The organism is Alloyangia pacifica (assembly GCF_003111685.1).
In the GTDB taxonomy this organism is placed as follows: Bacteria; Pseudomonadota; Alphaproteobacteria; order Rhodobacterales; family Rhodobacteraceae; genus Salipiger; species Salipiger pacificus_A.
In genome coordinates, this window is record NZ_CP022190.1 from 838,062 (window position 1) to 862,318 (window position 24,257).

Sequence of the window (24,257 nt, forward strand, 5' to 3'; positions counted from 1 at the left end):
CTCAAACCCACTCCACATCTCCGAGGAAGATATAGCCCGCGCCGTAGATGGTCTTGATCAGGCGCGGGTTCTTCGGATCTTCGCGGAGCTTCGTGCGCAGCCGCGAGATGCGCACATCCATGGCCCGGTCGAAACTCTCGCCCGCCGCGCCGCCGAGGCTTTCTTGCATGTGCGCGCGGGTGATGAGCCGTTTCGGGCTTTCCAGAAATAGCCGGAGCACTTCTCCCTCTGCATGGGAGAAAGGGGTTTCCTGCGCCTCGGCATCTTCCAGCGCGTAGCGGTCGAAATGCGCGGTCCATCCGGCGAAACGGGCGGTCTCGCCGCGCGAGGGCGCGGCGCGTGGGCCGCGCAGCCGTGCGCGGACCCGCGCCACCACCTCGGCCGGATCAAAAGGTTTGATGATGTAGTCATCCGCGCCCAGCTCCAGCCCGGTCACCCGGTCCTGCACCTGCGCGCGCCCCGAGACGATGATCACCACCGCCCCCTGTTCCAGCGCCAGCCGGTGCACAAGGCTCAGGCCGTCGCGATCCGGCAGGCTCAGATCGACCAGGCAGACGTCGGGCGTGGCGCGTTTCAGCGCCGCCTCGAACTCGGTGGCGCGCGCAAAGGCCATGGTGCGGAAACCGGCCTCGGTCAGCGCCTCCGACAGGATCGCGCGGATTGCAGGCTCGTCGTCGAGGATGGAGATCAGCGGCGCGCTCATGTCTCCGCCCCGCTCAGGAAGGTGGCGAGCTGCCCTTGGGTGAAGGGCTTGGCGATCACCGGGGCCGCGGCCTCGGCGGCGACGCGGCGCGGATCGCCTGGCGGCAGCGAGGTCATCAACCGCACGTCGAGCCCGGGCAGGGCGGTGGGCAGGGCCGAGCCGGGCGCGTCGCCCTCGAGCATCAGGTCCGACAGCACCAGCTCGAGCGGCAGTCCCTCGGCCAGGGCGCAGGCCTCGGCGACCGAACTCGCCTCGACCACCGCGTGACCGAGGCCGGTGAGCATGTCGCGGAGCTGGGTGCGCAGCTCGGTGTCATCCTCGACCAGCAGTGCCAGCCCGCGCGGACGGTCCTGCGCCGGCGGCGCGCGGCGCAGCGGCAGGCGCAGGGTGACCCGGGCGCCTGGGCCGGTGTTGCCGATCTTGATCGTCCCGCCTGCCAGCTTGACCATGTCGTAGACCATCGCCAGCCCCAGCCCCGTTCCGGAGCCGCCCTTGGTGGTGAAGAAGGGATCGAGCCCGTGTTTCAGCGCCTCGGGCGAGAACCCCGGGCCACTGTCACTGACCGCCAGTTCCAGCCAGGTGTCCTTGACGGTGCGCATCTCGATCCGGATCCGTCCGCCCGCCGCGCCGCAGGCGTCCCGCGCGTTGAGCACGAGGTTCAGCGCGGCATCCTGCAGCAGCCCGAGGTCGAGCAGAAAGGCGCCCTCTGGTGCGGGCGAGATCTCTAGCGTGACGTTCTCTGGCAAGGTCGGGCCGGTCAGCACCTGCAGATCGCGCAGGAAGTCCGCGGGCGATACGGGCTCGGGAGTCCAGGCGCGGTGCGAGGTGATCCCGGCGATCCGGTCCAGCAGATCGCCGCCGCGCCGCGCCGCCTGCAGCGTGCCCGCCGCCAGGTCCGCCGCCTCGGGCGGCAGCTCCATGCGCGCCAATTTCGATTGCATGCCGAGGATGATGGTCAGAAGGTTGGAAAAGTCATGCGCCAGCCCCGAGGTAAGCTGCGACGCCAGCTCGCGCCGCCGGGCGTGCTGCAGGGCGGCGCGGGCCTGCGTCTCTTCGGTCACGTCGAGCGAGAGAATATAGACCCCGCGCTCCGCCGGATCGGGCGTGAAGACAGCGCGTATGCGTCGCGATGAGCCGTCGTCGGTGAATTCGAAGATGCTCTGCGCGCCCTCGAGCGCGCGCTCAAGATGCGGGCGCACCTTGGCGTAGGCCGGCCCCAGGGCCTCGGAGATATGCAGCCCGGTGATCTCCGAGGGTCGCCCCGGCATCACCTGCGACAAGCGGCGGTTGGAATAGGTGTACCGCCCCGAGGCATCCACCCGGGCGATATGGGCGGGCATCATCTCGGTGGTAAGGCGGGTGCGCGCTTCCATTTCGGTCAGTTCGCGTCGCGCCTCTTCCAGTGCGGCGTTGGTGGCCGCGAGCTGGCGGTTGCTGGCCGCCAGCGCCTCGGAGCGGCGGATCACCTCTTCCGACAGGAGTTCCGAGCGGGTGCGCAGCAGCGCCTCCTGCGCCTTCACGGCGGTGATGTCGGTGTAAACCGTGACCCAGCCGCCCTGCGGCAGCGGTGCCCCTTCGACCGAGATGGTCCGGCCGTTCGCGCGCGTGCGCTCCATGTAGTGCGGGGCAAAGGCGCGGGCCTGCTCGACCCGCGCCCGGATGAAATCCTCGGGATCGTCCACCGTGCCATATTCGCCCGCGCTGACGAGGTGGCGGATGGTGTCCTCGAAGCAGGCGCCGGGCCGTGTGAGCCGCCCGGGCAGGTCGAACATCTGCGCGAAGGGGCGGTTGCAGACAGCCAGCTTCAGCTCGCGATCATAGATCGAGAGCGCCTGCTGGATCAGGTTCAGCCCTGCCTGTGTGAGCGCGTCCTTGTCCATGAAATCTCCTCCAACCCAAGGGCTAGCACCCTGCCGCCGCCGAGAGAAGCGCGCCGCGACGTCGCAGGCTGCGCCGCCGTTTCTCCCAGGCAAGAATATCGATGGGTGTCGGAAGAAGGCAGAAGTGAGCAGGCCACCTCCCCGCTCAGAGGCGCGTTACAATTCGTTAGATTCGGGCAAAGATCACGAAAACATTGACCGTCAGGCTGGCCGAACCCCTTAATGGGGCTGACTCGCGAAACAGCGCGTCACAGGCCGCGGAGGAGGTGGCTTGTGACGTCCGGGAGACGACAAGATCCCGGGAGCCTAGGGAGGAGACACTTTGGCTTACATGTCCGAGGGCGCGGCTGGTCTGCGCTCCGTTCCGGCCTTGTTGCAGCGCAATGCATCGCGCTTCGCCGGCAGGCCCGCCTATCGGGAAAAGGAATTCGGCATCTGGCAGAGCTGGAGCTGGGCCGAGACGCAGGAGGAGATCGAGGCCTTTGCGCTGGGTCTGCTGAACCTCGGCGTGGCGCCGGGCGACCACGTGGCGGTCATCGGGCGCAACCGTCCGACGCTCTACTGGTCGATGGTCGCGGCGCAGATGGCCGGGGCCGTGCCGGTGCCGCTCTATCAGGACGCGGTCGCCGAAGAGATGGAATACGTGCTGCAGCACTGCGGCGCGCGGTTCGTCATCGCCGCCGACCAGGAACAGGTCGACAAGGTCATCGAGATCCAGGACGACCTGAACCAGTTCGAGCACATGATCTACGTCGATCCGCGCGGCATGCGGAAATACGACCACCGCGCCCTGCACGACTACGCCCACGTGCAGGCGCAGGGCCGCGCCGCCCGCGATGAGCTGATCGGCGAACTCGAGCGACGCCGCGATGGCTTGGGTTACGACGACACCTGCGTGATGCTGTACACCTCGGGCACCACCGGCAAGCCCAAGGGCGTGGTGCTGTCGAACCGCAATATCATCGAGACCGCCAAGTCTTCGTCCGAATTCGACCACCTGACCCCCGGCGAGGAAGTTCTGGCCTACCTGCCGATGGCCTGGGTTGGCGATTTCATCTTCTCGATCGGACAGGCCTATTGGAACGGGTTCTGCGTGAACTGCCCCGAGTCCGCCGAGACGATGATGACCGATCTGCGCGAGATCGCGCCCAGCTATTATTTCGCGCCGCCAAGGGTTTTCGAAACGCAGCTCACGCAGATCATGATCCGGATGGAGGATGCGGGTGCGATCAAGCGCAAGCTCTTCCACCACTTCCTGAGCCACGCCAAGGTGGTCGGGCCGAAGATCCTCGACGGCAAGCCGGTGGGTCCGATGGAGCGTCTGAAGTATGCGCTTGGCGAGTTCATGGTCTACGGGCCGCTGAAAAACACGCTTGGCTTCAGCCGGGTCCGCGTCGGCTATACCGCGGGCGAGGCGATCGGGCCCGAGATCTTCGATTTCTACCGGGCGCTGGGGATCAACCTCAAGCAGCTCTACGGCCAGACCGAGGCCTCGGTCTTCATCACCCAGCAGCCGGACAACGAGGTGCGCCCAGACACCGTCGGCGTGCCATCGCCCGGCGTTGAGATCCGCATCGCCGAGAGCGGCGAGGTCTTCTACCGCTCGCCCGGTGTCTTCGTCGAATACTACCAGAATCCCGACAGTACCGCGGGCACCAAGGACGCCGAAGGCTGGGTCGCCACCGGCGACGCGGGTTTCATCGAGGAGGCGACGGGCCACCTGCGGATCATCGACCGGGCCAAGGACGTCGGCAAGATGGCGGATGGCGCGCTTTTCGCGCCCAAGTACGTCGAGAACAAGCTGAAGTTCTACCCCAACATCCTCGAGGCCGTGGTCTTCGGCAATGGCCGCGATCGCTGCTCTGCCTTCATCAACATCGACCTCACGGCGGTGGGGAACTGGGCCGAGCGCAACAATATCGCCTATGCCTCCTACCAGGAGCTGGCGGGGCACCCGAAGGTCCTGGACATGATCCAGAGCCATGTGGAGGAGGTGAACGCCTCGATTGCGCAGGACGAGATGCTCTCGGGCTGTCAGATCCACCGCGTCCTTGTGCTGCACAAGGAGCTCGATGCCGACGATGGCGAGCTCACACGCACCCGAAAGGTGCGCCGCAATATCATCGCCGAGAAATTCGCCGATCTGCTGACCGCCCTCTACGACGGTTCGGAGAGCATCTACACCGAGACCGAGGTCACCTACGAGGACGGGCGCAAGGGGCGGATCAAGGCGACGCTGGCGATCCGCGATGCGCAGGTGGTGCCGGTGGCACCGATCAAGGTGGCGGCGGAATGATGGACGGGTCGAACCAGCGTGTTTGGGGGAACAATGAAAGGCAGGATGCCGTGAAGGATGCCAGCAAGGACGGGGGCTATGTCACCGAGGACGGGCGGCAGATCGGCGGCGTGCTGATGGAGCTGCGGAATATCACGCTCAAGTTCGGTGGGGTCGTCGCGATCAAGGACATCTCCTTCGACATCCGCGAGGGCGAGATCCGGGCGATCATCGGGCCGAACGGGGCGGGCAAGTCCTCGATGCTCAACATCATCTCGGGCTTCTACACGCCGTCGGAGGGCGAGCTGTGGTACAAGGGTTCGAAACGCCCGCCGATGAAGCCCTACGAGGTGGCGCGGCTCGGCGTGGCGCGGACGTTCCAGAACATCGCGCTCTTCGAGGGGATGACGGTGCTCGACAACGTCATGACCGGACGGCTGACCCACATGAAGGCGGGCATTGCCAGCCAGGCGATCTGGTGGGGCAAGGCGCGCGACGAGGAGATCGCCAACCGCGAAATCGTCGAGAAGGTCATCGACTTCCTTGAAATCCAGAACATCCGCAAGACGCCAGTGGGGCGGCTGCCCTACGGCCTGAAGAAGCGTGTCGAACTGGCGCGGGCGCTTGCCGCAGAGCCGTCGTTGCTGTTGCTCGACGAGCCGATGGCGGGGATGAACGTCGAGGAGAAGGAGGACATGAGCCGCTTCATCCTCGACGTGAACGACGAGTTCGGCACCACCATCTGCCTGATCGAGCACGACATGGGCGTGGTCATGGATCTGTCGGACCGGGTGGTGGTCATGGACTACGGCAAGAAGATCGGTGACGGGCCTCCAGAGGAGGTGCGGCAAAACCAGGACGTGATCGACGCCTATCTCGGCGTGGCGCATTGAAGGAGCAGGCGACATGCTGAACGACATCTTCATCCAGCCCTTCGTGGATATGTTCTCCGCGCCGGACTTCCTGCTGCAGGTGCTGTGGGAGGGGCTCGTCTCGGGCATCCTCTACGCGCTGATCGCGCTTGGCTTCGTGCTGATCTTCCGCTCGAGCCGGATCTTCAACTTCGCGCAGGGGATCATGGTGGTCTTTGCCGCGCTGACGCTCGTCGGGCTGCACGCGATGGGGGTGCCCGCCTGGATCAGCGTGGGGCTGACGCTGGCGGTGATGTTCGTCCTCGCGGTCACGATCGAGCGGGTCGTGCTGCGGCCGCTGGTCGGCCAGCCCGACATCATCCTCTTCATGGCCACAATCGGCATCACGCTCTTCCTGATCGGCTTCGGTGAGATCATCTTCGGCGGCGAGAACAAGGTGATGATCACCGAGGAGCTGGGAATCCCGACCGACTCGGTGGTGCTGGAACCCTGGGGCGGGCTGCTGATCCTCGAACAGAAAGACATCACGGCGGTCGTCGTGGCGGGGCTTCTGGTGGTGGCGCTGCTGCTGTTCCTCGGCAAGACCCGCATGGGCCGCGCCATCCGGGCGCTTGGCGACGACCATCAGGCGGCGCTTTCGGTGGGCATCTCGCTGCAGACGATCTGGGTTCTGGTCTGGTTCATCGCGGGCATCATCGCGCTGGTCACCGGCATCGCCTGGGGCGCCCGAGCCGGGGTGAGCTTTGCCTTGGAAGTCATTGCCTACAAAGCACTTCCGGTGCTGATGCTGGGCGGGCTCGAGAGCATCACAGGGGCAATCATCGGCGGGCTGATGATCGGGATGCTCGAAAAGCTCTTCGAGATCTACTGGGGCCAGCCGCTGATGGGCGGCAATACCGAGACCTGGTTCGCCTTTGTGCTGGCGCTGATCGTGCTGCTCTTCCGCCCGCAGGGGCTGTTCGGAGAGCGCATCATCGAAAGGGTCTAGACAGTCTCCCGGCGGCGCTCCGCGGCGCCGGGAGAAGCCGAAAGCGGATGCGCTCCCGTGGGATGCAGGTGCGCGTCGACGAAACCAAAGGGGAGAACGCAATGGCAAAACTCGTGGCGATCCTGAACGTGGTGGCCTGGGCGGGCTTCTGGGCCTTCGGCTACCTCGCGCTGACCGGCACCGAGGGGCATGTGCTGCCGGCGTTGCTGCTGGCGGCGGCGGGCGCCGGGGTGGGGCTCAAAGCCTGGTTCTGGCTGGTGCGGCACTCGGAGGCGACCGGCTACGCCGTGCCGCCGAAGCGCGCCTACCCGAAAGAGACGCACGGGCCCGCCTGAGGGCGGCCCGGCAGAGACACGAGGACCGCGTGATCGGGGAAGAGGAGCCCCGGACCCGCGGCCGGACCTGAAGGAGCGGCGCAGCGGCGCCGGGAGAGGGAGAAACCGATGCTCTATCGCACAGCGGGGCAATTCAAGACGAGCTACAAGTCGGACATGGCGCTGTTCCCGGTCCGCCAGGACGCGGTGCTGCTGATGGTGATCCTCGGCTTTGCCTGGGTGGTCTTTCCGCTCACGGCCAGCGAGTTTGCCTTCCAGACATTGCTGATCCCGATCCTGATCTACGCACTGGCGGCGCAGGGGCTGAACATTTTGACCGGCTACGCCGGGCAGCTGTCGCTGGGGACCGCCGCCTTCATGGGGGTGGGCGCCTATGCCTGCTACAAGCTGGTGACGCTGTTTCCGTGGATGAACCCGATCATCGCCATCCTGCTGTCGGGCTTCTTCAGCGCTGGCGTGGGCGTCGCCTTCGGCATTCCTTCTTTGCGGATCAAGGGGTTCTACCTCGCAATTGCCACGCTGGCGGCGCAGTTCTTCCTGGTCTGGCTGTTCGAGAAATGGGGCTGGCTCTACAACTACAACGCCTCGGGTGCGATCCAGGTGCCGAACCTCGACATGTTCGGGCTTTACGTCGCCGGCCCGCAAGCCAGCTCGATCACCCAGTACTATGTGGTGCTGGCCGTCGTCACGCTGATGACGGTGCTCTGCATCAACCTCACCCGCGGCACGCTGGGGCGCAGCTGGAAGGCGACGCGGGACATGGACATTGCTGCCGAGCTCATCGGCATCAACCTGATGCGCTCGAAGCTGACAGCCTTTGCGGTCTCGTCCTACGTGGTGGGCGTGGCGGGCGCGCTCTTCGTCTTCATGTGGCGCGGCGCGGCCGAGCCCAACCTCTTCGACATTCCGCTGAGCTTCCGTATCCTCTTCATCGCCATCATCGGCGGGCTGGGATCGATCCTCGGCAATTACCTGGGCGCGATCCTCATCGTCGGCCTGCCGGTCGTGCTGGGCACGGTGCCACAGGCGCTGGGGCTGCCGATCAGCTCGGCCACGGTCGAGCATCTCAACATCATGATCGTCGGCGCGCTCATCGTCTTTTTCCTGATCATCGAGCCGCACGGGCTCGCGCGTCTCTGGGCGCTGATCCGGGAGAAGCTGATCATCTGGCCCTTCCCGCACTGAGGAGACGCGGGCCGGGCTTTCCATATCATCGCAGATCTCAGGGAGGAGACAGGATGAAAACGTTGACCAGACTTGCGGGGGCCGCGGCGCTTGGTGCCCTGATGGCCGGGAGTGCCATGGCCGAGGGGCTTTACGCGCCGAACCTCGCCTATCGGACCGGGCCTTTCGCGGCGACCGGCATCCCGCTGATGAACGGGCAGAAGGACTACATGGAGCTGATGAACGCCCGCGACGGCGGCATCGGCGGCATCGCCATCGACTTCGACGAATGCGAGACCGGTTATTCCACCGAGAAGGGCGTCGAGTGCTACGAGAAGACCAAGGGCAAGGCGATCGTGACCCAGCCCTGGTCCACCGGCATCACTCTTCAGGTGTTGCCCAAGACCAACGTGGACGAGATCCCGATCCTCGCCCCGGGCTACGGCTTCTCGCCGATGGCCGACGGCAAGGTGTTCCAATGGGCCTTCAACACGCCGCTGAGCTACTGGGACGGCGCCTCGATCCTGATCCGCTACCTGGGCGAGCAGGGCGACCTGAACGGCAAGAAGATCGCCTTCCTGCACCTCGATCACCCCTTCGGCAAGGAGCCGCTGCCCTATCTCGAGGCGGCCGCAGAGGCGCAGGGCTTCGAGCTGGTGCCGATCCCCGTGGGCCTCAAGGAAATGCAGAACCAGTCGGCGCAATGGCTGCAAATCCGCCGCGAGCGCCCGGACTACGTGATCATGTGGGGCTGGGGCGCGATGAACGCCGGGGCCATCACCGAGGCCGTGAAGACCAAATTCCCCATGGAGAACATGCTGGGCGTGTGGTGGGCCGGGCATGACGCCGACCTGAAGATCGTCGGCGAGGACGGCAAGGGCTACAAGTCCGTCAGCTGGTCGTTCCCCAATCCCGAGGCGCCGATCATGGCCGACCTGCAGAAATACGTGGTCGAGCCGGGCAACACCCAGAGCAACGCCGAAGAGATGTCGGGTGTCTTCTATTCGCGGGGGCTGGTCATCTCGATGATCCTCGGCGAGGGCATCCGGGTGGCGCAGGAGCACGCGGGCAAACCCGAGATCACGCCGGCGGACCTGCGCTGGGGGCTCGAGAACCTCGACATCACCGAGGAGCGGCTCGAGGAGCTGGGTATGGCCGGCATGGTGCCGCCGTTCAGCACCTCCTGCGACAACCACACAGGCCACTCGGGTGGCTGGATCCTCGAATGGGACGGCGAGAAATTCGTCAAGGCGTCTGACCTGATCATGCCCGACAGCGACATGATCGCCCCGCTCGAGCAAAAGGCGGCAATGGAATACGCCGACGCCAACCAGCCCTGGCCGGTGAACGAAGAGTGCGGCGGCTGAGCTGACACCTCCGGCGGCGGCGCGGGTGTCGCCGCCGGATTTCGCGTATTTGGGAAGTGAAGAAGATGCTGGACGGAGTGCGAAGCGATCAGACCTCGGCCCGCGACGGCGCGGCGCGCGACAGGCTGCTCGAGGTCAACAATATCGAGGTGATCTACAACCACGTGATCCTCGTTCTTAAGGGCGTGTCGCTCTCGGTGCCGCAGGGCGGGATCACCGCGCTTTTAGGCGGCAACGGCGCGGGGAAGACCACCACGCTCAAGGCGATCTCGAACCTGCTGCAGTCCGAACGCGGCGAGGTGACCAAGGGCACGATCTCCTATCGCGGCGAGCGAGTGCAGGACCTCGATCCGGCGGCGCTGGTCAAGCGCGGGGTGATCCAGGTGATGGAGGGGCGGCATTGCTTCGAGCACCTGACGGTCGAGGAAAACCTGATGACCGGCGCCTTTACACGGCGCGACGGGAAAGCCGCCGTGTTGCGCGATCTCGAGATGGTCTACGACTATTTCCCACGGCTCAAGGAGCGGCGGAAGTCGCAGGCCGGCTACACCTCGGGAGGCGAGCAGCAGATGTGCGCCATCGGCCGCGCCCTGATGTCACGCCCAGAGATGGTGCTGCTGGACGAGCCCTCGATGGGGCTGGCGCCGCAGCTGGTCGAGCAGATCTTCGAGATCGTGAAAGCGGTCAACGAGGGCGAGGGCGTCTCCTTCCTGCTGGCCGAGCAGAACACCAACGTGGCGCTGCGCTACGCGCATTACGGCTACATCCTCGAGAACGGCCGGGTGGTGATGGACGGGCCGGCGCAGGCGCTGCGCGAGAACCCGGACGTGAAGGAATTCTACCTTGGCGTGTCCGACGAGGGGCGCAAGTCGTTCCGCGACGTGCGCTCCTACCGCCGCCGCAAACGGTGGCTGGCGTGAATGCGTGCCTTCCTCGCGCTGCCTTTGCCGGAGCCGCTGGTCCCGCCACTGCTGGCGGTGCAGGAGGCTCTGCCGGTGGGGCGCGCGGTGCCCGAGGAGAACCTGCATGTGACGCTGGCCTTCCTCGGCGAGGTGGCGGAGGCGGAGTTGCAGGAGCTGCACCTCGAGCTGGAGGGGCAGGCGCTGCCGGGGTGCTGGTTGCGGGTGACCGGGCTCGAGAGTTTCGGCGGGCGTGCGACCCGGCTCTTGGCAGCGGAGATCGCGTGCGAGCCGGGGCTGGTCGGCCTGCAAGGGCGCGTCGTGCGGGCCTGCCGGGCGGCGGGCATCCAACTCGAGCGGCGGCGGTTCCGGCCGCATGTGACACTGACGCGCTTCGGTGCGGGGCTGCGCGGCGAAGCGCTTGCGCGGCTTGAACGGGCGGTGGCGGGGCAGGTTGCGCTCGCCACCGGGGCAGAGGCGGCAGAGGAGCTGCGGCTCGTCGCCTCGAGGCTGACCCCCGAGGGGGCGATCTACGAGACATTGGCGGCCTATGCGCTGCCACTCCCGCCCGGTGCTGCCGGCGACGGGGCAGGATAGGACTGGGCTGGAAGGGAGGCTCGGATGAGCGGTTACTACGACGATCTGGAGACGCGCAGCGCGGCGGAGCGCGCCGCGGCGCTGGCCGAGGCGCTGCCCGAGCAGATCGCCCGGGCGCAGGCGCTGCCGGGCTATGCGGAGCTGTTGGCGGGGGTGGATGCGGCAAGCGTCACCACCCGCGAGTCGCTCGCGGCCTTGCCGGTGCTGCGCAAGTCCGACCTCGGCCGCGCGCAGAAAGGCGCTGCGCCCTTCGGCGGGTTCACCACGCGGCCCGTGTCGGGCTTTGCACATGTCTTCCAGTCGCCGGGGCCGATCTACGAGCCGGGCGGCATCGCGCACGACTGGTGGCGGCTCGGGCGCTTCCTGCATGCGGCGGGCATCGGCACGGGCGACATCGTGCAGAACTGCTTCGGCTACCACCTGACCCCCGCCGGGATGATCTTCGAAAGCGGGGCTCGGGCGGTCGGCGCGGCGGTGCTGCCCGCCGGTACCGGCCAGACCGAGCTGCAGGTGCAGGCGGCGGCGGACGTGGGGGTCACCGCCTACGCGGGCACGCCGGACTATCTGAAAATCATCCTCGACAAGGCCGAGGCCATGGGCGTGGAGCTCGGGATCACCAAGGCGGCGGTCTCGGGCGGGGCGCTCTTCCCCTCGCTGCGGGACTTCTACGCCGCGCGCGGTATCGCCTGCCTGCAGTGCTATGCCACCGCCGATCTGGGCCTCATCGCCTACGAGACGCCGAGCATGGAGGGGATGATCGTCGACGAGCGGGTGATCGTCGAGATCGTCACCCCCGGCACCGGCGATCCCGTGGCCGAGGGCGAGGTCGGCGAGGTGGTGGTGACCACGCTCAACCCCGACTACCCGCTGATCCGCTTTGCCACCGGCGACATGTCGGCGGTGCTGCCGGGGGCGAGCCCCTGCGGACGCTCCAACATGCGCATCAAGGGCTGGATGGGACGCGCCGATCAGACCACGAAGATCAAGGGCATGTTCGTGCGTCCGGAGCAGGTGGCGGCGCTGGTCGCCCGCCATGCCGAGATTGGCCGGGCGCGGGTCGTCGCCAGCCGCGAGGGCGAGATGGACGTGATGACCGTGCGGATCGAGACCTCGGGGCAGGGCGGCGCGCCCGATGCCGGAGCCTTCGAGGCCAGCGTGACGGAGCTGCTGAAACTCAAGGGCAAAGTCGAGCTAGTGGCGCCCGGCGGGCTGCCTCGCGACGGCGTGGTGATCGAGGACGCGCGCAGCTACGAGTGACGGGGCCGCGCGCCTCGAGGCAGTCGGTCGCTCAGCGCAGCAGGGACGAGTAAAGGAGCAGGCCCCAAGGCTCCAGCGCCTTGTGGACCTGCGCCCAGCCGGTGCCGAAGGTGATCGGGTCGAACCTTGCGGCTTGCGCGATGTCGCTCAGGCTGCGGCGACCGTCGACGCCGGCAAGCAGCGGCGCGGTGCCCTTGGGCAGCGTCAGCGTGGCCTGGACCCCACCTATCTTCACCGGCAGCGGACGGCCCTGCGCCACGGCCTTCGCCAGCGCCGCGCGCTGCACGCCACGCAGGTGCGGCACCAGCTTGCGGTCAGAGGGGGCGGCCCTGGTGTCCTCTGCCGCCGCGGGCACGGCATAGGCGGTGTGCATCCGGATGGTGCCGCGCAGCTTTTCCGCGGTGGCCATCTGGGTTGCCGCGTCCATCCCTTCGGGGACCTCGGTGATCTGAGCCAGATCGTAGAGCGCGGGGGTGGTGAAGCCGGCCAGCCGCCAGCCGGTCTGCGCGAGTGTCTGCAGAAGCTCGGGGACGGCGTAGCTGCGGTCCTGCCCGTGCAGCAGTAAATCGTAGAACCCGGCATCCGAGGCGTGGTGATCGCCGAGATTGCGGTTGGCGGCAAACGGATGTCCCTCGGGCAGATCGGCCACGAGCCGCTGCGCGCGGGCAAGACGCTCTTGCGGCGCCAGCCCCTCGAAGAGCGCGCCGAATGCCTCCTGCAGCGGGTAGACGCCGGAGCGACCATAGGGCGCGTAAACCATGAAGCCGAGACCACCCCCGGGGGCGAGGGCGGCGCGCAGGGCGGCAAAGCCCGCCTCGGGGTCAGGCAGGTGGTGCAGCACGCCGCAGCAGTCGATGTAGTCGAAACTGCCGTAGTCCGCAGCGTCGAGCAGGCTGGCGGTGTGAAAGGTGATACCGCTGAGGCCGCGGACCTTGGCCCGCGCCTCGGCCACCCCGCGCGAGGCGGTCGAGAGGTCGAGGTAGGTGATCTCGTAGGGTTTCTTCGCCGCGGTCAGCAGAGTGGCGAGCTGGATCAGCCCGTCGCCAGTGCCGCCGCCCGCGACCAGCACCCGCAGCGGCTGCGACCAGTCGCGGCTGCCGCGCCACAGCCAATGGTCCATCTCGAGCGGGTGCGAGGGCGAGCCTGTTATGAGCCGGGTGGTCTCGTCCTTCGGGTCACGCTCGGGATAGGGGTAGCTCTCGTACTGTTCCTTGACCGTGACCATGCGCTCTCCCTTTCCGTGCGGATGTTCTGGCACGGTAGGGCAGATAGGCCAAGCCTCAGCGTGACTTGCGGGCGATCTCGAGCTTTGTTTCGAGCAGCGCCATGTCCCTTATGAGACGGCGGCGCTGGTCCCGGTCGGAGGTTTCGCGCAGCGCCTCGCGCAGGGTTGCGAGCTCGCGGGTGAGCGCCACCGCCTGCGGTACGGCGCCATTGTCCTTGAGAATCCGGGTCAGCACCGCGTTTTCCGGATCGTCGCACTCGGGCAGCGGCTTTCCCGCCCCGGGCAGGTTCTCAAAGGCGCCTTCGGCCTCGGCCTTGGCGATGCGGGCATTGATCAGGTCGATGAGCGGGTGATCCATGGGGGATGTGCGTGCGCAAAGAGAGGTGAGCGGAATGGAGGCAAGCATAGCGCGGCGACCGGCGCGGAGAAAGGGGGGCGACTGGCCCCGCTCCGCGCCGGTGCGGCTCAGGGCTTTTTCTTCATCGCGTCCAGCAGCGCCGCGCCGAGCGCGCCCTGACCGCCGCCCTTGCCACCTTTCGGCCCGGCGCTCATCGGTCCGCGGGGGGCGTTGCCGCCGCGGCCTCCGCCGGCGCCGCTTTTGCCGCGCGGGCCCTTGTCGGGGGCGCCGCGCCGCTCCTGCGCGGCCTCGCGGCCTGCGCCGTCCTTGCGCATCGAAAGGCCGATGCGCTTGCGCGGCACATCGACCTCGGTCACCCGCACCTTCACCACGTCGCCGGCCTTCACCACCTCATGCGGGTCCTTGACGAACCGGTCGGCGAGTTGGCTGACGTGCACCAGCCCGTCCTGATGCACCCCGATGTCCACGAAGGCACCGAAGGCGGCAACATTGGTCACCGTGCCTTCGAGCATCATGCCGGGGCGCAGGTCGGTGATCTCTTCCACGCCATCGGTGAAACTGGCGGTGACGAAATCGGGTCGCGGGTCGCGGCCGGGCTTTTCCAGTTCCGACAGGATGTCTCGCACCGTGGGCAGGCCGAAGGCACCATCGACGAACTCCTCGGCGCGCAGGCCCTTGAGCGCCTGCGGCTGGCCCATGATCTGGCGGATGTCGCGGCCGCAGGCGGCGACGATCTTGCGCGCCACGCCGTAGGCTTCGGGGTGCACCGAGGAGGCGTCGAGCGGCTCGATCCCATCGCGGATGCGCAGGAAACCGGCGCATTGTTCGAAGGCCTTCGGCCCCAGCCCGGCAACCTTCAAGAGCGCCTTGCGCGAGGGGAAGGCGCCGGTGCTGTCGCGGTGGCTGACGATGGATTGCGCCAGCGACGGGCCGAGGCCCGCCACATGCGCCAGCAGCGGCGCCGAGGCCGTGTTGAGATCGACCCCCACGGCGTTCACCGCATCCTCGACCACTGCCTCAAGCGACTGCGCCAGTTTGCGTTGGTCGACGTCGTGCTGGTACTGGCCGACGCCGATGCTCTGGGGTTCGATCTTCACCAGCTCGGCCAGCGGATCCTGCAGGCGGCGGGCAATCGAGACGGCACCCCGCAGCGAGACATCGAGGTCGGGGAACTCCTTCGCTGCGGTCTCCGAGGCCGAATAGACCGAGGCGCCGGCCTCGGAGACCACCACCTTGGTCGGCTTTTTCACGCTCGCGGGCAGCAGTTTCAGCACGTCGCCCACCAGCCGTTCGGTCTCGCGGCTGGCGGTGCCGTTGCCGATGGCGATGAGCTCGATCTTGTGACGCGAGATCAGTTCCATGAGCGTGGCGGTGGCACCGCGCGTGTCGTTCTTGGGCTGGAAGGGGTAGATCGTCGCGGTGTCGAGCAGCTTGCCGGTGGCGTCCACCACGGCGCATTTCACCCCGGTGCGGATGCCGGGATCGAGGCCCAGCGTCGCCTTCGACCCGGCGGGGGCGGCGAGCAGCAGGTCCTTGAGATTGCGGGCGAAGACATTGATCGCCTCTTCATGGGCGCGGCGGCGCAGCTCGGTCATCAGGTCGACATACATGGAAAGGCTCAGCTTCACCCGCCATGTCCAGTCGGCAACCCCGCGCAGCCATTGATCGCCCGGCGTGTTGCCGCGAATGCCAATGGCGCTTGCCACAATGTCCTCGCCGCGGCGGGTCGAGACCTCGGGATCGGGCGCGATGTCGACGGTCACCACCTCTTCCTTCGAGGCGCGCAGGATCGCCAGCGCGCGGTGCGAGGGGATATCGGCCCATTTCTCTCGGTGGTCGAAGTAGTCGGAGAACTTGGCGCCCTCCTGCTCCTTGCCGGGCGCAACCTTGGCCGTGATGTAGGCTTCGGCACGCATGAACTCGCGCAGGCTGCCGAGGAGAGCGGCGTTCTCGGTCAGCTCCTCGCCGAGGATGTCCCGGGCGCCTTCCAGCGCGGCCTTCGCGTCGGCGACGTTTTCCCCGAGATACGCCTCGGCCAGCGTGGCAGGATCGGCGGTACGGTCGCTCTCGATAGCCCGAAGCAGCGGCTCGAGCCCGTTCTCGCGGGCGATCATCGCGCGGGTGCGGCGCTTGGGCTTGTAGGGCAGGTAGATGTCCTCGAGCGTGGCCTTGGTCTCGGCCCCGGCGATGGATTTCTCGAGCGCGTCGGTGAGCTTGCCCTGCTCCTTGATCGACTCGCGGATGGCTTTTCGGCGGCTTTCGAGCTCGCGCAGGTAGGTGAGGCGCTCGGCGAGATTGCGCAGCTGGGTGTCGTCGAGCCCGCCGGTGACTTCCTTGCGGTAACGCGCCACGAAAGGCACCGTGGCGCCGCCGTCGAGCAGCTCGACCGCCGCCGTCACCTGCTTTGGACTGGCCTGGATTTCCCGGGCGATGGTGCTGGCGATACGGGTCTGGGTGTCCACGGGGGCGGTCTCCTCTGGGTCTTCGGGAAGGCCGGTTTAGCCCCGCCGCGCGGCTGCGCCAAGAGGCCGCGTTGGAGGCGGCTGATCCTTGCGCGAAAGGGCCGGGTGCAACGTGAGCCGGGCGGGCGCCAGCCCGTGGGATGGCGCCGCCAAGATTGGGGTCTGCGCTTTATACCTGTCAAGTTCTGACGACATATGAGCGCTGTGCTCGGTGCCCAAAGCGCCAGCCCGCCGGGACGGGCAGGCGCTCGCCCGGCGCCTCCGGCTTGATTCCGGTCGGGTGACGCGATGCGTCTAGTGCACCGACCTTGCCCGCCCCGCCAGCCAGCGTTCGTAGTCGCGCTGCGCGCTCTCCAGCGTCTCGACGTTCAGCGTGCGGGTTGTGAAGGCGCGCGACAGCGCCTTCACCCGCTTGTTGAGCGCGGGGCCAATGTCCTCGCCGTCCACGCCGAGCTTGTCGTAGAGCGACAGCAGCCGGTTCTGCACGGTGCGCAAGGACATGCCGCGGCGCTCGGCGATGAGCTTGTCTTGCAGCCCCAGCGCCAGATCCAGCAGAACCGCGTATTCGCTGTCGTCGAGCGCGTTGCGCGGCGAGGCGCTACGCCGCTGCAGGCGGTGGATTTCGCGGTCCACCATGATCTGGCCCTCCAGCAGCACCGCGCGCAGCGCAAGTTTCAGCCGCTCGCGGGTGGCGGTCTTGAGCACGTAGCCATAGGCGCTGTCCTCGGGCACGATGCGGGAGATGCCGCGCAGGTAGGCCTCGTCGGAGTAATTCGACCAGAAGAGGATGCGCGTGCCCGGCCGCTCGGCCCAGATCGCGCGGGCCGCCTCGATGCCATTGCGGCCATCCATCTGCAGGTCCATCACCACCGCCTCGATGCGGGCGGCGCGGGCCTCGGCCTCGCCCGCCGCCCCGTCGGTGGCGTGGAGCATTTCGGTCACCTCGGGCAGCGCCTCGGCGAGGGCGTCCTGGAGGTAGGAGGCGTGGAACTGGTCATCCTCGACAAGCAGGACTTTCATCGGGGCAGGACTTTCATGCGGACTGGTCTTTCATGCGGAGGTTTCGGGAAGGGTGACGGTGACGCGGGTGCCCGCATCCGCCACGATTTCGAGATCCGCGCCGATCAGGTGGGCGCGGGTGCGCAGGTGCGACAGGCCCGAGCGGCGGCCGACCTCTGGGTCGATGCCGACGCCATCGTCGCTGATGCAGATGCGCAGACGGTTCTGCGGCTCGGAGCTGACGGTGACGAGAATGCGCCGAGCGCCAGCGTGGCGGGCGGCGTTGTTGATCGCCTCCTGCGCGATACGGAAGAGCGCCGTGCGCTCGGTGGGGCCGAGACGGTCGGGGGCGCCATCGGTCTCGTCCTCGACATCCACCTCGACGGCCTCGGCGCCAACGGCGCGTTCAAGATGCACCCGGACCGCGTGGGCGAAGCCGAAAAGATCGAGCAGGGTGGGGACGGCGGTGTCGATCAGCGCGCGCAGGTCGTCGATCGTGTCGGTCACGCGCTCGGCCAGCAGGTCGCGGTCGAGCGGCACCTCGCCGGTCAGCTCGCGCAGGATGCGGGTGAGGTCGGCGAGCGTCTGGTCGTGCAGGTCCATGCCGATGCGCTGGCGCTCTTGCTCGAGCGTCTGGGTCAGCTCCAGCGCGCCCTGCCGCAGCCCCTCGGCCTGTTCCTGCGCGCGGGCGCGCATCTGCGCCGCTTGGCTGGCCTTGGCCGCACCGTGCAGAGCGTGGAACCAGGGCGCAAGCAGATCCGCCAGCGCCTGCGCCACAGGCACCTGCTCGGGTCCGTAGAACCCCTCGGTGCCATGGGAGAAATTGAGCGTGCCGGTGACCCGGCCCATGACCCGCAGCGGCACGTTGATCCGCGCGCGCAGCCGGTGGTTCAGGATCGGCTCGCAGCAGGCGCCGGGGAAGGTCTGCTGCGGATCCTCCATGGCATTGGCCGAGAGCATCGCGGCGCTGCGTCCCTGCAGCACGTCGCGCACCGGCGAATATTGCACGCGGGTGCGGCGCTGCGACCAGCGGGTTTCGATCCCCGCCTCGAAGCTCACCACCCAGCCGGGCGTGTCGTGCAGGCAGATGTCGACATGGCTGAAGGGCAACACGGTCGCGATCTCGGGCGCGACGGCGGTGAGCGCCGAGCCGATCTCGACCTCGGTCGAGAGCCGCGCGGACATCCGCTTGAAGGCCTCGGCAAAGACCCCGGCGGCGCCGGGCTGCACGCCCGAAGGCGCGCGGCGCGCGGGTACGGCCGCGGCCGTCTGCGGTAAACTCATGATCCCTCCCCACGCGCCTCCTCTTGCGCGTCTCCGCAAGATGGCGCGTCTGGGTGGAGAAGAAAACACCCTTTCCCGCAGTCGAGGTGCGGAAACCCGCAAGTGATCTGCGGGGGGCACACTTTACGTGCGGCCTCGGTCACGGCAGCATGCGAGTGCCCGTGGAGGACGGGCGTCCAGTGAGCGTCCGGAATAGGGCGGTGGGAGGGAATATGACCAAGACAATGATGCTGCTCGGCGCGGCGGGGCTTGCCATGGCGGCAGGCGGCGCATTCGCCGACACCTCGGGCAAGCGCATCGCGCTGTCCAACAACTACGCGGGCAACTCGTGGCGGCAGGCCATGCTGCAGACCTTCGAGGAGGTCGGCGCCAAGGCGGTCGAGGAGGGCGTCGTCGCTGCGGCGGATGCCTATACGACCTCCGAGAACCAGGCCACGGAGCAGGCCGCGCAGATCCAGAACATGATCCTGCAGGGCTATGACGCGATCATCCTGAACGCGGCCTCGCCGACGGCTCTGAACGGCGCCGTCGAGGAAGCCTGCAACGCGGGCGTGACCGTGGTCAGCTTCGACGGCATCGTCACCGCGCCCTGCGCCTGGCGCATCGCGGTGGACTTCAAGGCGATGGGCAAGGAACAGGTGGACTATCTTGCTTCCCGTCTGCCCGAGGGCGGCAACCTGCTGGAGATCCGGGGCCTTGCCGGCGTCTTCGTGGATGACGAGATCCACGCGGGCATCGAGGAAGGCGTGAGCGAGAACGACCAGTTCGAGATCGTCGGCTCGGTGCACGGGGACTGGGCGCAGGACGTGGCGCAAAAGGCCGTGGCGGGCGTGCTGCCTTCACTGCCCGACGTGGTTGGCGTGGTGACCCAGGGCGGCGACGGCTACGGCGCGGCGCAGGCCTTCAAGGCCGCGGGCCGCGACACCCCGCTGATCGTGCTCGGCAACCGCCAGGACGAGATGCAATGGTGGGCCGACCAGCGCGACGCCAACGGCTATGAGACGCTCTCGCTTTCGATCGCGCCGGGCGTGGCCTCGCTGGCCTTCTGGGTGGCGCAGCAGATCCTCGACGGGGCCGAGGTGCCCAAGGATCTGACCGTGCCCTTCCTGAAGGTGACGCAGGACACGCTGGACGAGGCGCTGGAGAGCACGCCCGAGGGGTCTGTCGCCAATACCGTCTATTCGCTCGACGACGCCAAGGGCGTGATCTCCGAGGCGATGTAATCCAGCATGAGTACCGCAGCCCACGCGGCTGCGCCGATCGTCGCCCTGACAGAGGCCGCCAAGCACTTCGGTCCGGTCAGGGCGCTCGACGGCGTGAGCCTGTCCATCTCTCCCGGCGACTGCCTCGGCCTCGTCGGCCACAACGGCGCCGGGAAATCCACGCTTGTGAACGTGGTCAATGGCGGGCTCGCGCCCTCCGCCGGTTCCGTCGACTTCCCGGCCTCGGGCGCGGCGACCGCGCTTGCCGCCGGGGTGCGCTCGGTGTTCCAGGAGCTTTCGCTCTGCCCGAACCTGACGGTGGCCGAGAACCTGCGTATCTCGCATTCCGGGCTCAAGGGCATGAACTGGCGCGCCGCCGCGCGGGCCGAGATCCGCGCCGCGCTGGATGAGGTCTTTCCGGGCCATGGCATCGACGCCGACGCCGCGGTCGACACGCTCAGCATCGCCGAGCGGCAGATGGTCGAGATCGCCATCGGCTTCGCGCCGCGTGGCACCGAGGCGCGGCTGGTGATCCTCGACGAGCCGACCTCGTCGCTCGATGCCGGGATCGCCGAACAGCTGCTGAGCCACATCAAGCGGTTCTGCGCGGGAGGAGGCGCGGTGATCTTCATCTCGCACATGCTGGGCGAGATCTTCGAGGTCGCCACCCGCATCATCGTGATGAAGGACGGCAAGGTGGTGGCCGAACGCCCGACGGGGGACTTCACCCGGCAGGGGCTTGTCGACGCCATGGGCCATGTGGCGAGCGAGGCCGCAGCGGCGCAGGCCGCCCGCGTGCAGGGCGAGGAAGTGCTGCACACCCCCGAGGGCCTGCGCGCCCGCAAGGGCGAGATCGTCGGTCTGTCGGGTCTGGCCGGACACGGGCAGGCCGAGGCGCTGGCCCGGCTCTACCTCGGGGCCACCTCGTCGTGGCGCAGCCCGCGCGCGGCGGGGATGGTGTTTGTCGCCGGGGACCGGGGGCGGGACGGCGTGCTGCCGCTCTGGTCGATCCTCCGCAATGCCTCGATCTCGATCCTGCCGCAGATCTCGCGGCGGGGCATGGTCGACCGGAGCCGCGAGGCCGAGATCGTCGCCGAGTGGAAGAAACGCATCGGCATCCGCACCGATGACGTGACCAATCCCATCCTGTCGCTCTCGGGCGGCAACCAGCAAAAAGTGCTCTTCGCCCGCGCGCTCGCCTCCTCCGCCCCGGTGGTGGTGATGGACGATCCGATGCGCGGCGTCGACGTGGGCACCAAACAGGACGTCTATGCCATGATCCGCGCCGAGGCCGCCCGCGGCCGCACCTTCCTGTGGTATTCCACCGAGACAGAAGAGGTCTGCCAATGCGACCGGGTCTTCGTGTTCCGCGACGGCGAGATCTCTGCCGAGCTGACCGGCGATCAGATCACCGAGGAGCGTATCCTCGAGGCCTCCTTCGAGATGGAAGGGGCGTGACGTGAAGCTCTTCGCGAAATACCGGATCCTGCTGCCCGTGGTCTCGCTGGCGGTGCTGCTGGCGGCGACCTTCTACATGCAGCCGCGGGCGATGAGCTACTTCGGCATCAACCTGCTGTTCAACCTCGCGGTGCCGATCGCGCTGGCGACCATCGCGCAGATGATGATCATCATGGTCAACGACATCGACCTGTCGCTCGGGGCCTTCGTCTCGCTGGTGGCCTGCGTGACGGCGACCATCCTCAACGACAGTCCCATGCTCGGCGTGCTGATCCTGCTGGCGCTGGTGCTGTGCTACGCCGCTCTTGGTGCGGTGATCCATGCGCTCGATCTGCCGGCCATTGTGGTGACGCTGGGCATGTCCTTCGTCTGGGGCGGGCTGGCGCTCTTCATCCTGCCCAGCCCCGGCGGCGAGAGCCCTGGCTGGCTGCGCACCCTGATGACCGTCAAGCCGCCCTACATTCCCATGGCCGTCTGCGCCTCGGTGCTCATCGCCCTGGTGACGCATCTCGTGGTGATCCGCTCCGGCATCGGCACGGTGCTGCGCGGCGTCGGCGGCAATGCCCGTTCGGTCGAGCGCGCGGGCTGGCCGGTGGTTCGGCTCAAGGCGCTGGCCTATGGCCTTGCGGGGCTCTTCGGGGTGTTTGCGGGCATGGCGCTGGTGGGGCTCACCACCTCGGCCGATGCCAATATCGCGCTGCGCTACACTCTGCTCAGCATCGCGGGGGTGATCCTCGGCGGCGGCGAGTTCACCGGTGGCAAGGTGAGCCCGGTGGGGGCAGTGATCGGTGCGCTGACGCTGACGCTCGCGGCCTCCTTCCTGAGCTTCCTGCGGCTCTCGCCCGATTGGCAGATCGGCGCGCAGGGGGCGATCCTGATCCTAGTCCTGACGGCGCGGCTGCTCTTCACCCGCCGCGACGCGCAGGCATGAGGAGGCGCGCATGAAACTGATACAGAAACCCTGGCTCTGGTCCTGGGTCGCCGCCGCCGCAGCCTTCGCGCTCACCGTGGCACTGACCGAGGGGCGCGGCGCCGGAGAGCTCGCCTATGCCGCGCTCAGCTTTGGCGCCTTCGCCGCCATCGTCGGGCTTGGCCAGATGCTGGTGATCACGCTCGGTCCGGGCAACGTGGATCTGTCGATCCCGGCCACCATGACGCTCTCGGGCACCTTGGCACTGAAGGCCATGGGGTCTGACCCCGGCACGGCGTTGATGGGGCTTGGCGTGGCGATCCTCGTCGGCCTTGGCACAGGGCTGGCCAATTTCGCGCTGATCTACCTGCTGCGACTGCCGCCCATCATCGCCACGCTCGCCGCCTCGCTCGTCTACCAGTCGCTGGCGATCTGGTCGAACAGGGGCCTGCGCATCAAGCCGCCCGCCGGGCTGGCCGACTTCGCCACCGGTCGCAGCTTCGGGATCCCCAACGTGGCGCTGGTGGGGCTTGGCCTGTCGATCCTGATCTGGCTGCTGCTCGAGCGCTCGGTCTGGGGCCGCTGGCTGCTTGCCTCGGGGCAAAACCTGCGCGCCGCGCGGCTGGCGGGTGTGCCGGTCGAGGCGGTGCGGGCGGCCACCTATGTTGCGGTGACCGTCTTTGCCGCCATCGCCGGCTACCTGCTGGCGAGCTTCTCGGGCGGCGCGGCGCTCAACATGGGGGCCGAGTATCTTCTGATGTCGATCGCCGTGGTGGTCATCGGCGGCACCTCGATCGCCGGGGGCATGTCCAACGTTCCCGGCGTCTGGGGCGCCTCGCTTTTCATGTTTCTCGTCGTCTCCATGCTCAACTCCTATGGCGCGGGCGCCGGGGTGCGCATGGTGCTGACCGGTCTCATCATCATTGGCATCGTCATCGCCGCCAGCACGAGGAGGGTCCAGAGATGATCCGCACACCCGAGCATCTGGAAATCCATGACGAAAGGTTCCGCAACCTCGTGCACCCGATGGGCAAGCTCGAGCAGCTCTGCACCGGTTTCACCTGGACCGAAGGGCCGGTCTGGTTCGGCGATCGGAACGCGCTGATCTTCTCGGAGATCCCCTCGCAGACGCTGTACCAGTGGACCGAAGGGCAGGGGCTCAGCGTCTACCGCGCGCAAAGCCAGTTCAACAACGGCAATACGCGAGATCCCTGGGGACGGCTGGTGGGATGTCGCCACGGCGCGCGCGACGTGGTTCGGACCGAATACGATGGGTCGCTGACCGTGCTGGCCGCCGAGTACGACGGAAAGCGGCTCAACTCCCCCAACGACGTGGTGGCAAGCTCTGACGGCGCCGTGTGGTTCACCGATCCCACATACGGCATCATCTCCAATTTCGAGGGCAACCGCGCCGAGCCGGAGCAACCCGCCCGCCACGTCTTCCGCATCCCGCCCGAGGGTGGCGCACCGGTGCCGGTGATCTCGGATTTCGCCCAGCCGAACGGGCTCTGCTTCTCGCCGGACGAGTCGATCCTCTACGTCGCTGAGAGCGGATCGAGCCATGACGACACCGTGCCCCCGGTCATCCGCAAGTACGCCGTCGACGGCGACGCGCTTACACCGCTGGGAGATTTCGCCACGCTCGATTGCGGCTTGCCGGACGGGATGCGCTGCGATGCGCTCGGCAACCTCTGGTCGTCTGCCGGGGACGGGGTGCACTGCTTTGCCCCGGACGGCACGCTGCTGGGCAAGATCTTCGTGCCCGAGGTGGTGGCCAACCTCTGCTTCGGAGGGCCGGACGGGCAGCGCATGTATATCACCGCGACCAGTTCGGTGTACCGCGTCTTTGTCGATGTAAAGGGCGCGGAGCCCTGGACCCGCAGCGGCCGCTGACGGCGAGCGGCAAAAAAAGTGGCGCGCGGGTTCCCGCCTGCGAGTCAAGAAGCTGTGTCTGTATCCGATGGAACACGCGTCGGGACCTTGCCGTTGCATATCCAGACGCGCCGATTGCGGCGCTGGAAT

Annotated in this window: 21 protein-coding genes; 14 read left to right on the forward strand and 7 right to left on the reverse strand. The window is 67.6% G+C overall.

The annotated features are described in order from the left end of the window. Position 1: 1 nt before the first annotated feature. Both CEW88_RS16860 and CEW88_RS16865 read right to left on the reverse strand, forming a co-directional pair. The gene (locus CEW88_RS16860; protein ID WP_108969089.1) at positions 2-703 is read right to left on the reverse strand and encodes a response regulator transcription factor; all 702 of its coding nucleotides are present in this window, start codon (positions 701-703) and stop codon (positions 2-4) included. Beyond that, positions 700-2,583 (reverse strand): PAS-domain containing protein, encoded by a 1,884-nt coding sequence (locus CEW88_RS16865; protein WP_108969091.1) that lies wholly within the window; start codon positions 2,581-2,583, stop codon positions 700-702. The genes CEW88_RS16860 and CEW88_RS16865 overlap by 4 nt, the downstream gene beginning before the upstream one ends. A 331-nt stretch (positions 2,584-2,914) precedes the next feature. Between CEW88_RS16865 and CEW88_RS16870 the strand changes: the two genes are divergently transcribed. From CEW88_RS16870 to CEW88_RS16910, 9 genes are all read left to right on the forward strand, one after another. Further along, complete coding sequence (locus tag CEW88_RS16870) at positions 2,915-4,879, forward strand: AMP-binding protein (RefSeq protein ID WP_108969092.1); 1,965 nt, start codon at positions 2,915-2,917, stop codon at positions 4,877-4,879. Between the two features lie 116 nt (positions 4,880-4,995). Continuing rightward, positions 4,996-5,751 (forward strand): ABC transporter ATP-binding protein, encoded by a 756-nt coding sequence (locus CEW88_RS16875; RefSeq protein WP_370457144.1) that lies wholly within the window; start codon positions 4,996-4,998, stop codon positions 5,749-5,751. A 13-nt stretch (positions 5,752-5,764) separates the two neighbouring features. Beyond that, complete coding sequence (locus CEW88_RS16880; protein WP_108969094.1) at positions 5,765-6,718, forward strand: branched-chain amino acid ABC transporter permease; 954 nt, start codon at positions 5,765-5,767, stop codon at positions 6,716-6,718. A 101-nt stretch (positions 6,719-6,819) separates the two neighbouring features. Beyond that, positions 6,820-7,053 carry a hypothetical protein gene (locus CEW88_RS16885; protein WP_108969894.1) on the forward strand — a complete coding sequence of 78 codons (234 nt, stop codon included), beginning with the start codon at positions 6,820-6,822 and terminating at the stop codon, positions 7,051-7,053. 108 nt (positions 7,054-7,161) lie between these two features. Continuing rightward, positions 7,162-8,238 (forward strand): branched-chain amino acid ABC transporter permease, encoded by a 1,077-nt coding sequence (locus tag CEW88_RS16890; RefSeq protein WP_108969096.1) that lies wholly within the window; start codon positions 7,162-7,164, stop codon positions 8,236-8,238. Positions 8,239-8,291: 53 nt separating this feature from the next. Then, positions 8,292-9,584, forward strand: a complete 1,293-nt coding sequence (locus tag CEW88_RS16895; RefSeq protein ID WP_108969098.1) for an ABC transporter substrate-binding protein — start codon at positions 8,292-8,294, stop codon at positions 9,582-9,584. A 65-nt stretch (positions 9,585-9,649) separates the two neighbouring features. Next, positions 9,650-10,504 carry an ABC transporter ATP-binding protein gene (locus CEW88_RS16900; RefSeq protein WP_108969896.1) on the forward strand — a complete coding sequence of 285 codons (855 nt, stop codon included), beginning with the start codon at positions 9,650-9,652 and terminating at the stop codon, positions 10,502-10,504. Continuing rightward, positions 10,505-11,080 (forward strand): RNA 2',3'-cyclic phosphodiesterase, encoded by a 576-nt coding sequence (thpR, locus tag CEW88_RS16905; RefSeq protein WP_108969100.1) that lies wholly within the window; start codon positions 10,505-10,507, stop codon positions 11,078-11,080. It abuts the gene before it with no gap. 24 nt (positions 11,081-11,104) lie between these two features. After that, on the forward strand, positions 11,105-12,337 hold the full coding sequence (locus CEW88_RS16910; protein WP_108969102.1) for a phenylacetate--CoA ligase family protein: 1,233 nt from the start codon (positions 11,105-11,107) through the stop codon (positions 12,335-12,337). Between the two features lie 31 nt (positions 12,338-12,368). On the opposite strand, the gene CEW88_RS16915 is transcribed toward CEW88_RS16910, so the two are convergent. The 5 genes from CEW88_RS16915 to CEW88_RS16935 form a co-directional block, all read right to left on the reverse strand. Then, positions 12,369-13,562, reverse strand: coding sequence for a class I SAM-dependent methyltransferase (locus tag CEW88_RS16915; RefSeq protein ID WP_108969103.1), 1,194 nt, complete (start codon positions 13,560-13,562; stop codon positions 12,369-12,371). Positions 13,563-13,617: 55 nt separating this feature from the next. Continuing rightward, a complete protein-coding gene (locus CEW88_RS16920; protein WP_108969105.1) occupies positions 13,618-13,920 on the reverse strand; it encodes a DUF1992 domain-containing protein in 303 nt (100 codons plus the stop codon). Positions 13,921-14,027: 107 nt separating this feature from the next. Continuing rightward, the gene (locus CEW88_RS16925) at positions 14,028-16,382 is read right to left on the reverse strand and encodes a Tex family protein (protein ID WP_108969107.1); all 2,355 of its coding nucleotides are present in this window, start codon (positions 16,380-16,382) and stop codon (positions 14,028-14,030) included. Between the two features lie 294 nt (positions 16,383-16,676). After that, entirely contained in the window at positions 16,677-17,402 is a 726-nt protein-coding gene (locus tag CEW88_RS16930) for a response regulator (protein ID WP_108969109.1), read from the reverse strand. Positions 17,403-17,432: 30 nt separating this feature from the next. Beyond that, entirely contained in the window at positions 17,433-18,665 is a 1,233-nt protein-coding gene (locus tag CEW88_RS16935; protein ID WP_108969110.1) for a GAF domain-containing sensor histidine kinase, read from the reverse strand. Between the two features lie 212 nt (positions 18,666-18,877). On the opposite strand from CEW88_RS16935, the gene CEW88_RS16940 reads away from it, so the two are divergent. The 5 genes from CEW88_RS16940 to CEW88_RS16960 are packed head-to-tail and all read left to right on the forward strand — an operon-like array spanning position 18,878 to position 24,128. Then, a complete protein-coding gene (locus CEW88_RS16940; RefSeq protein WP_108969112.1) occupies positions 18,878-19,888 on the forward strand; it encodes an ABC transporter substrate-binding protein in 1,011 nt (336 codons plus the stop codon). 6 nt (positions 19,889-19,894) lie between these two features. Further along, entirely contained in the window at positions 19,895-21,325 is a 1,431-nt protein-coding gene (locus tag CEW88_RS16945) for a sugar ABC transporter ATP-binding protein (protein ID WP_108969114.1), read from the forward strand. Position 21,326: 1 nt separating this feature from the next. Continuing rightward, a complete protein-coding gene (locus CEW88_RS16950; protein WP_108969116.1) occupies positions 21,327-22,256 on the forward strand; it encodes an ABC transporter permease in 930 nt (309 codons plus the stop codon). Between the two features lie 10 nt (positions 22,257-22,266). Further along, positions 22,267-23,202 (forward strand): ABC transporter permease, encoded by a 936-nt coding sequence (locus CEW88_RS16955; RefSeq protein WP_108969118.1) that lies wholly within the window; start codon positions 22,267-22,269, stop codon positions 23,200-23,202. After that, positions 23,199-24,128 (forward strand): SMP-30/gluconolactonase/LRE family protein, encoded by a 930-nt coding sequence (locus tag CEW88_RS16960; protein ID WP_108969120.1) that lies wholly within the window; start codon positions 23,199-23,201, stop codon positions 24,126-24,128. Before CEW88_RS16955 ends, CEW88_RS16960 begins: the two co-directional genes overlap by 4 nt. Positions 24,129-24,257 lie beyond the last annotated feature (129 nt).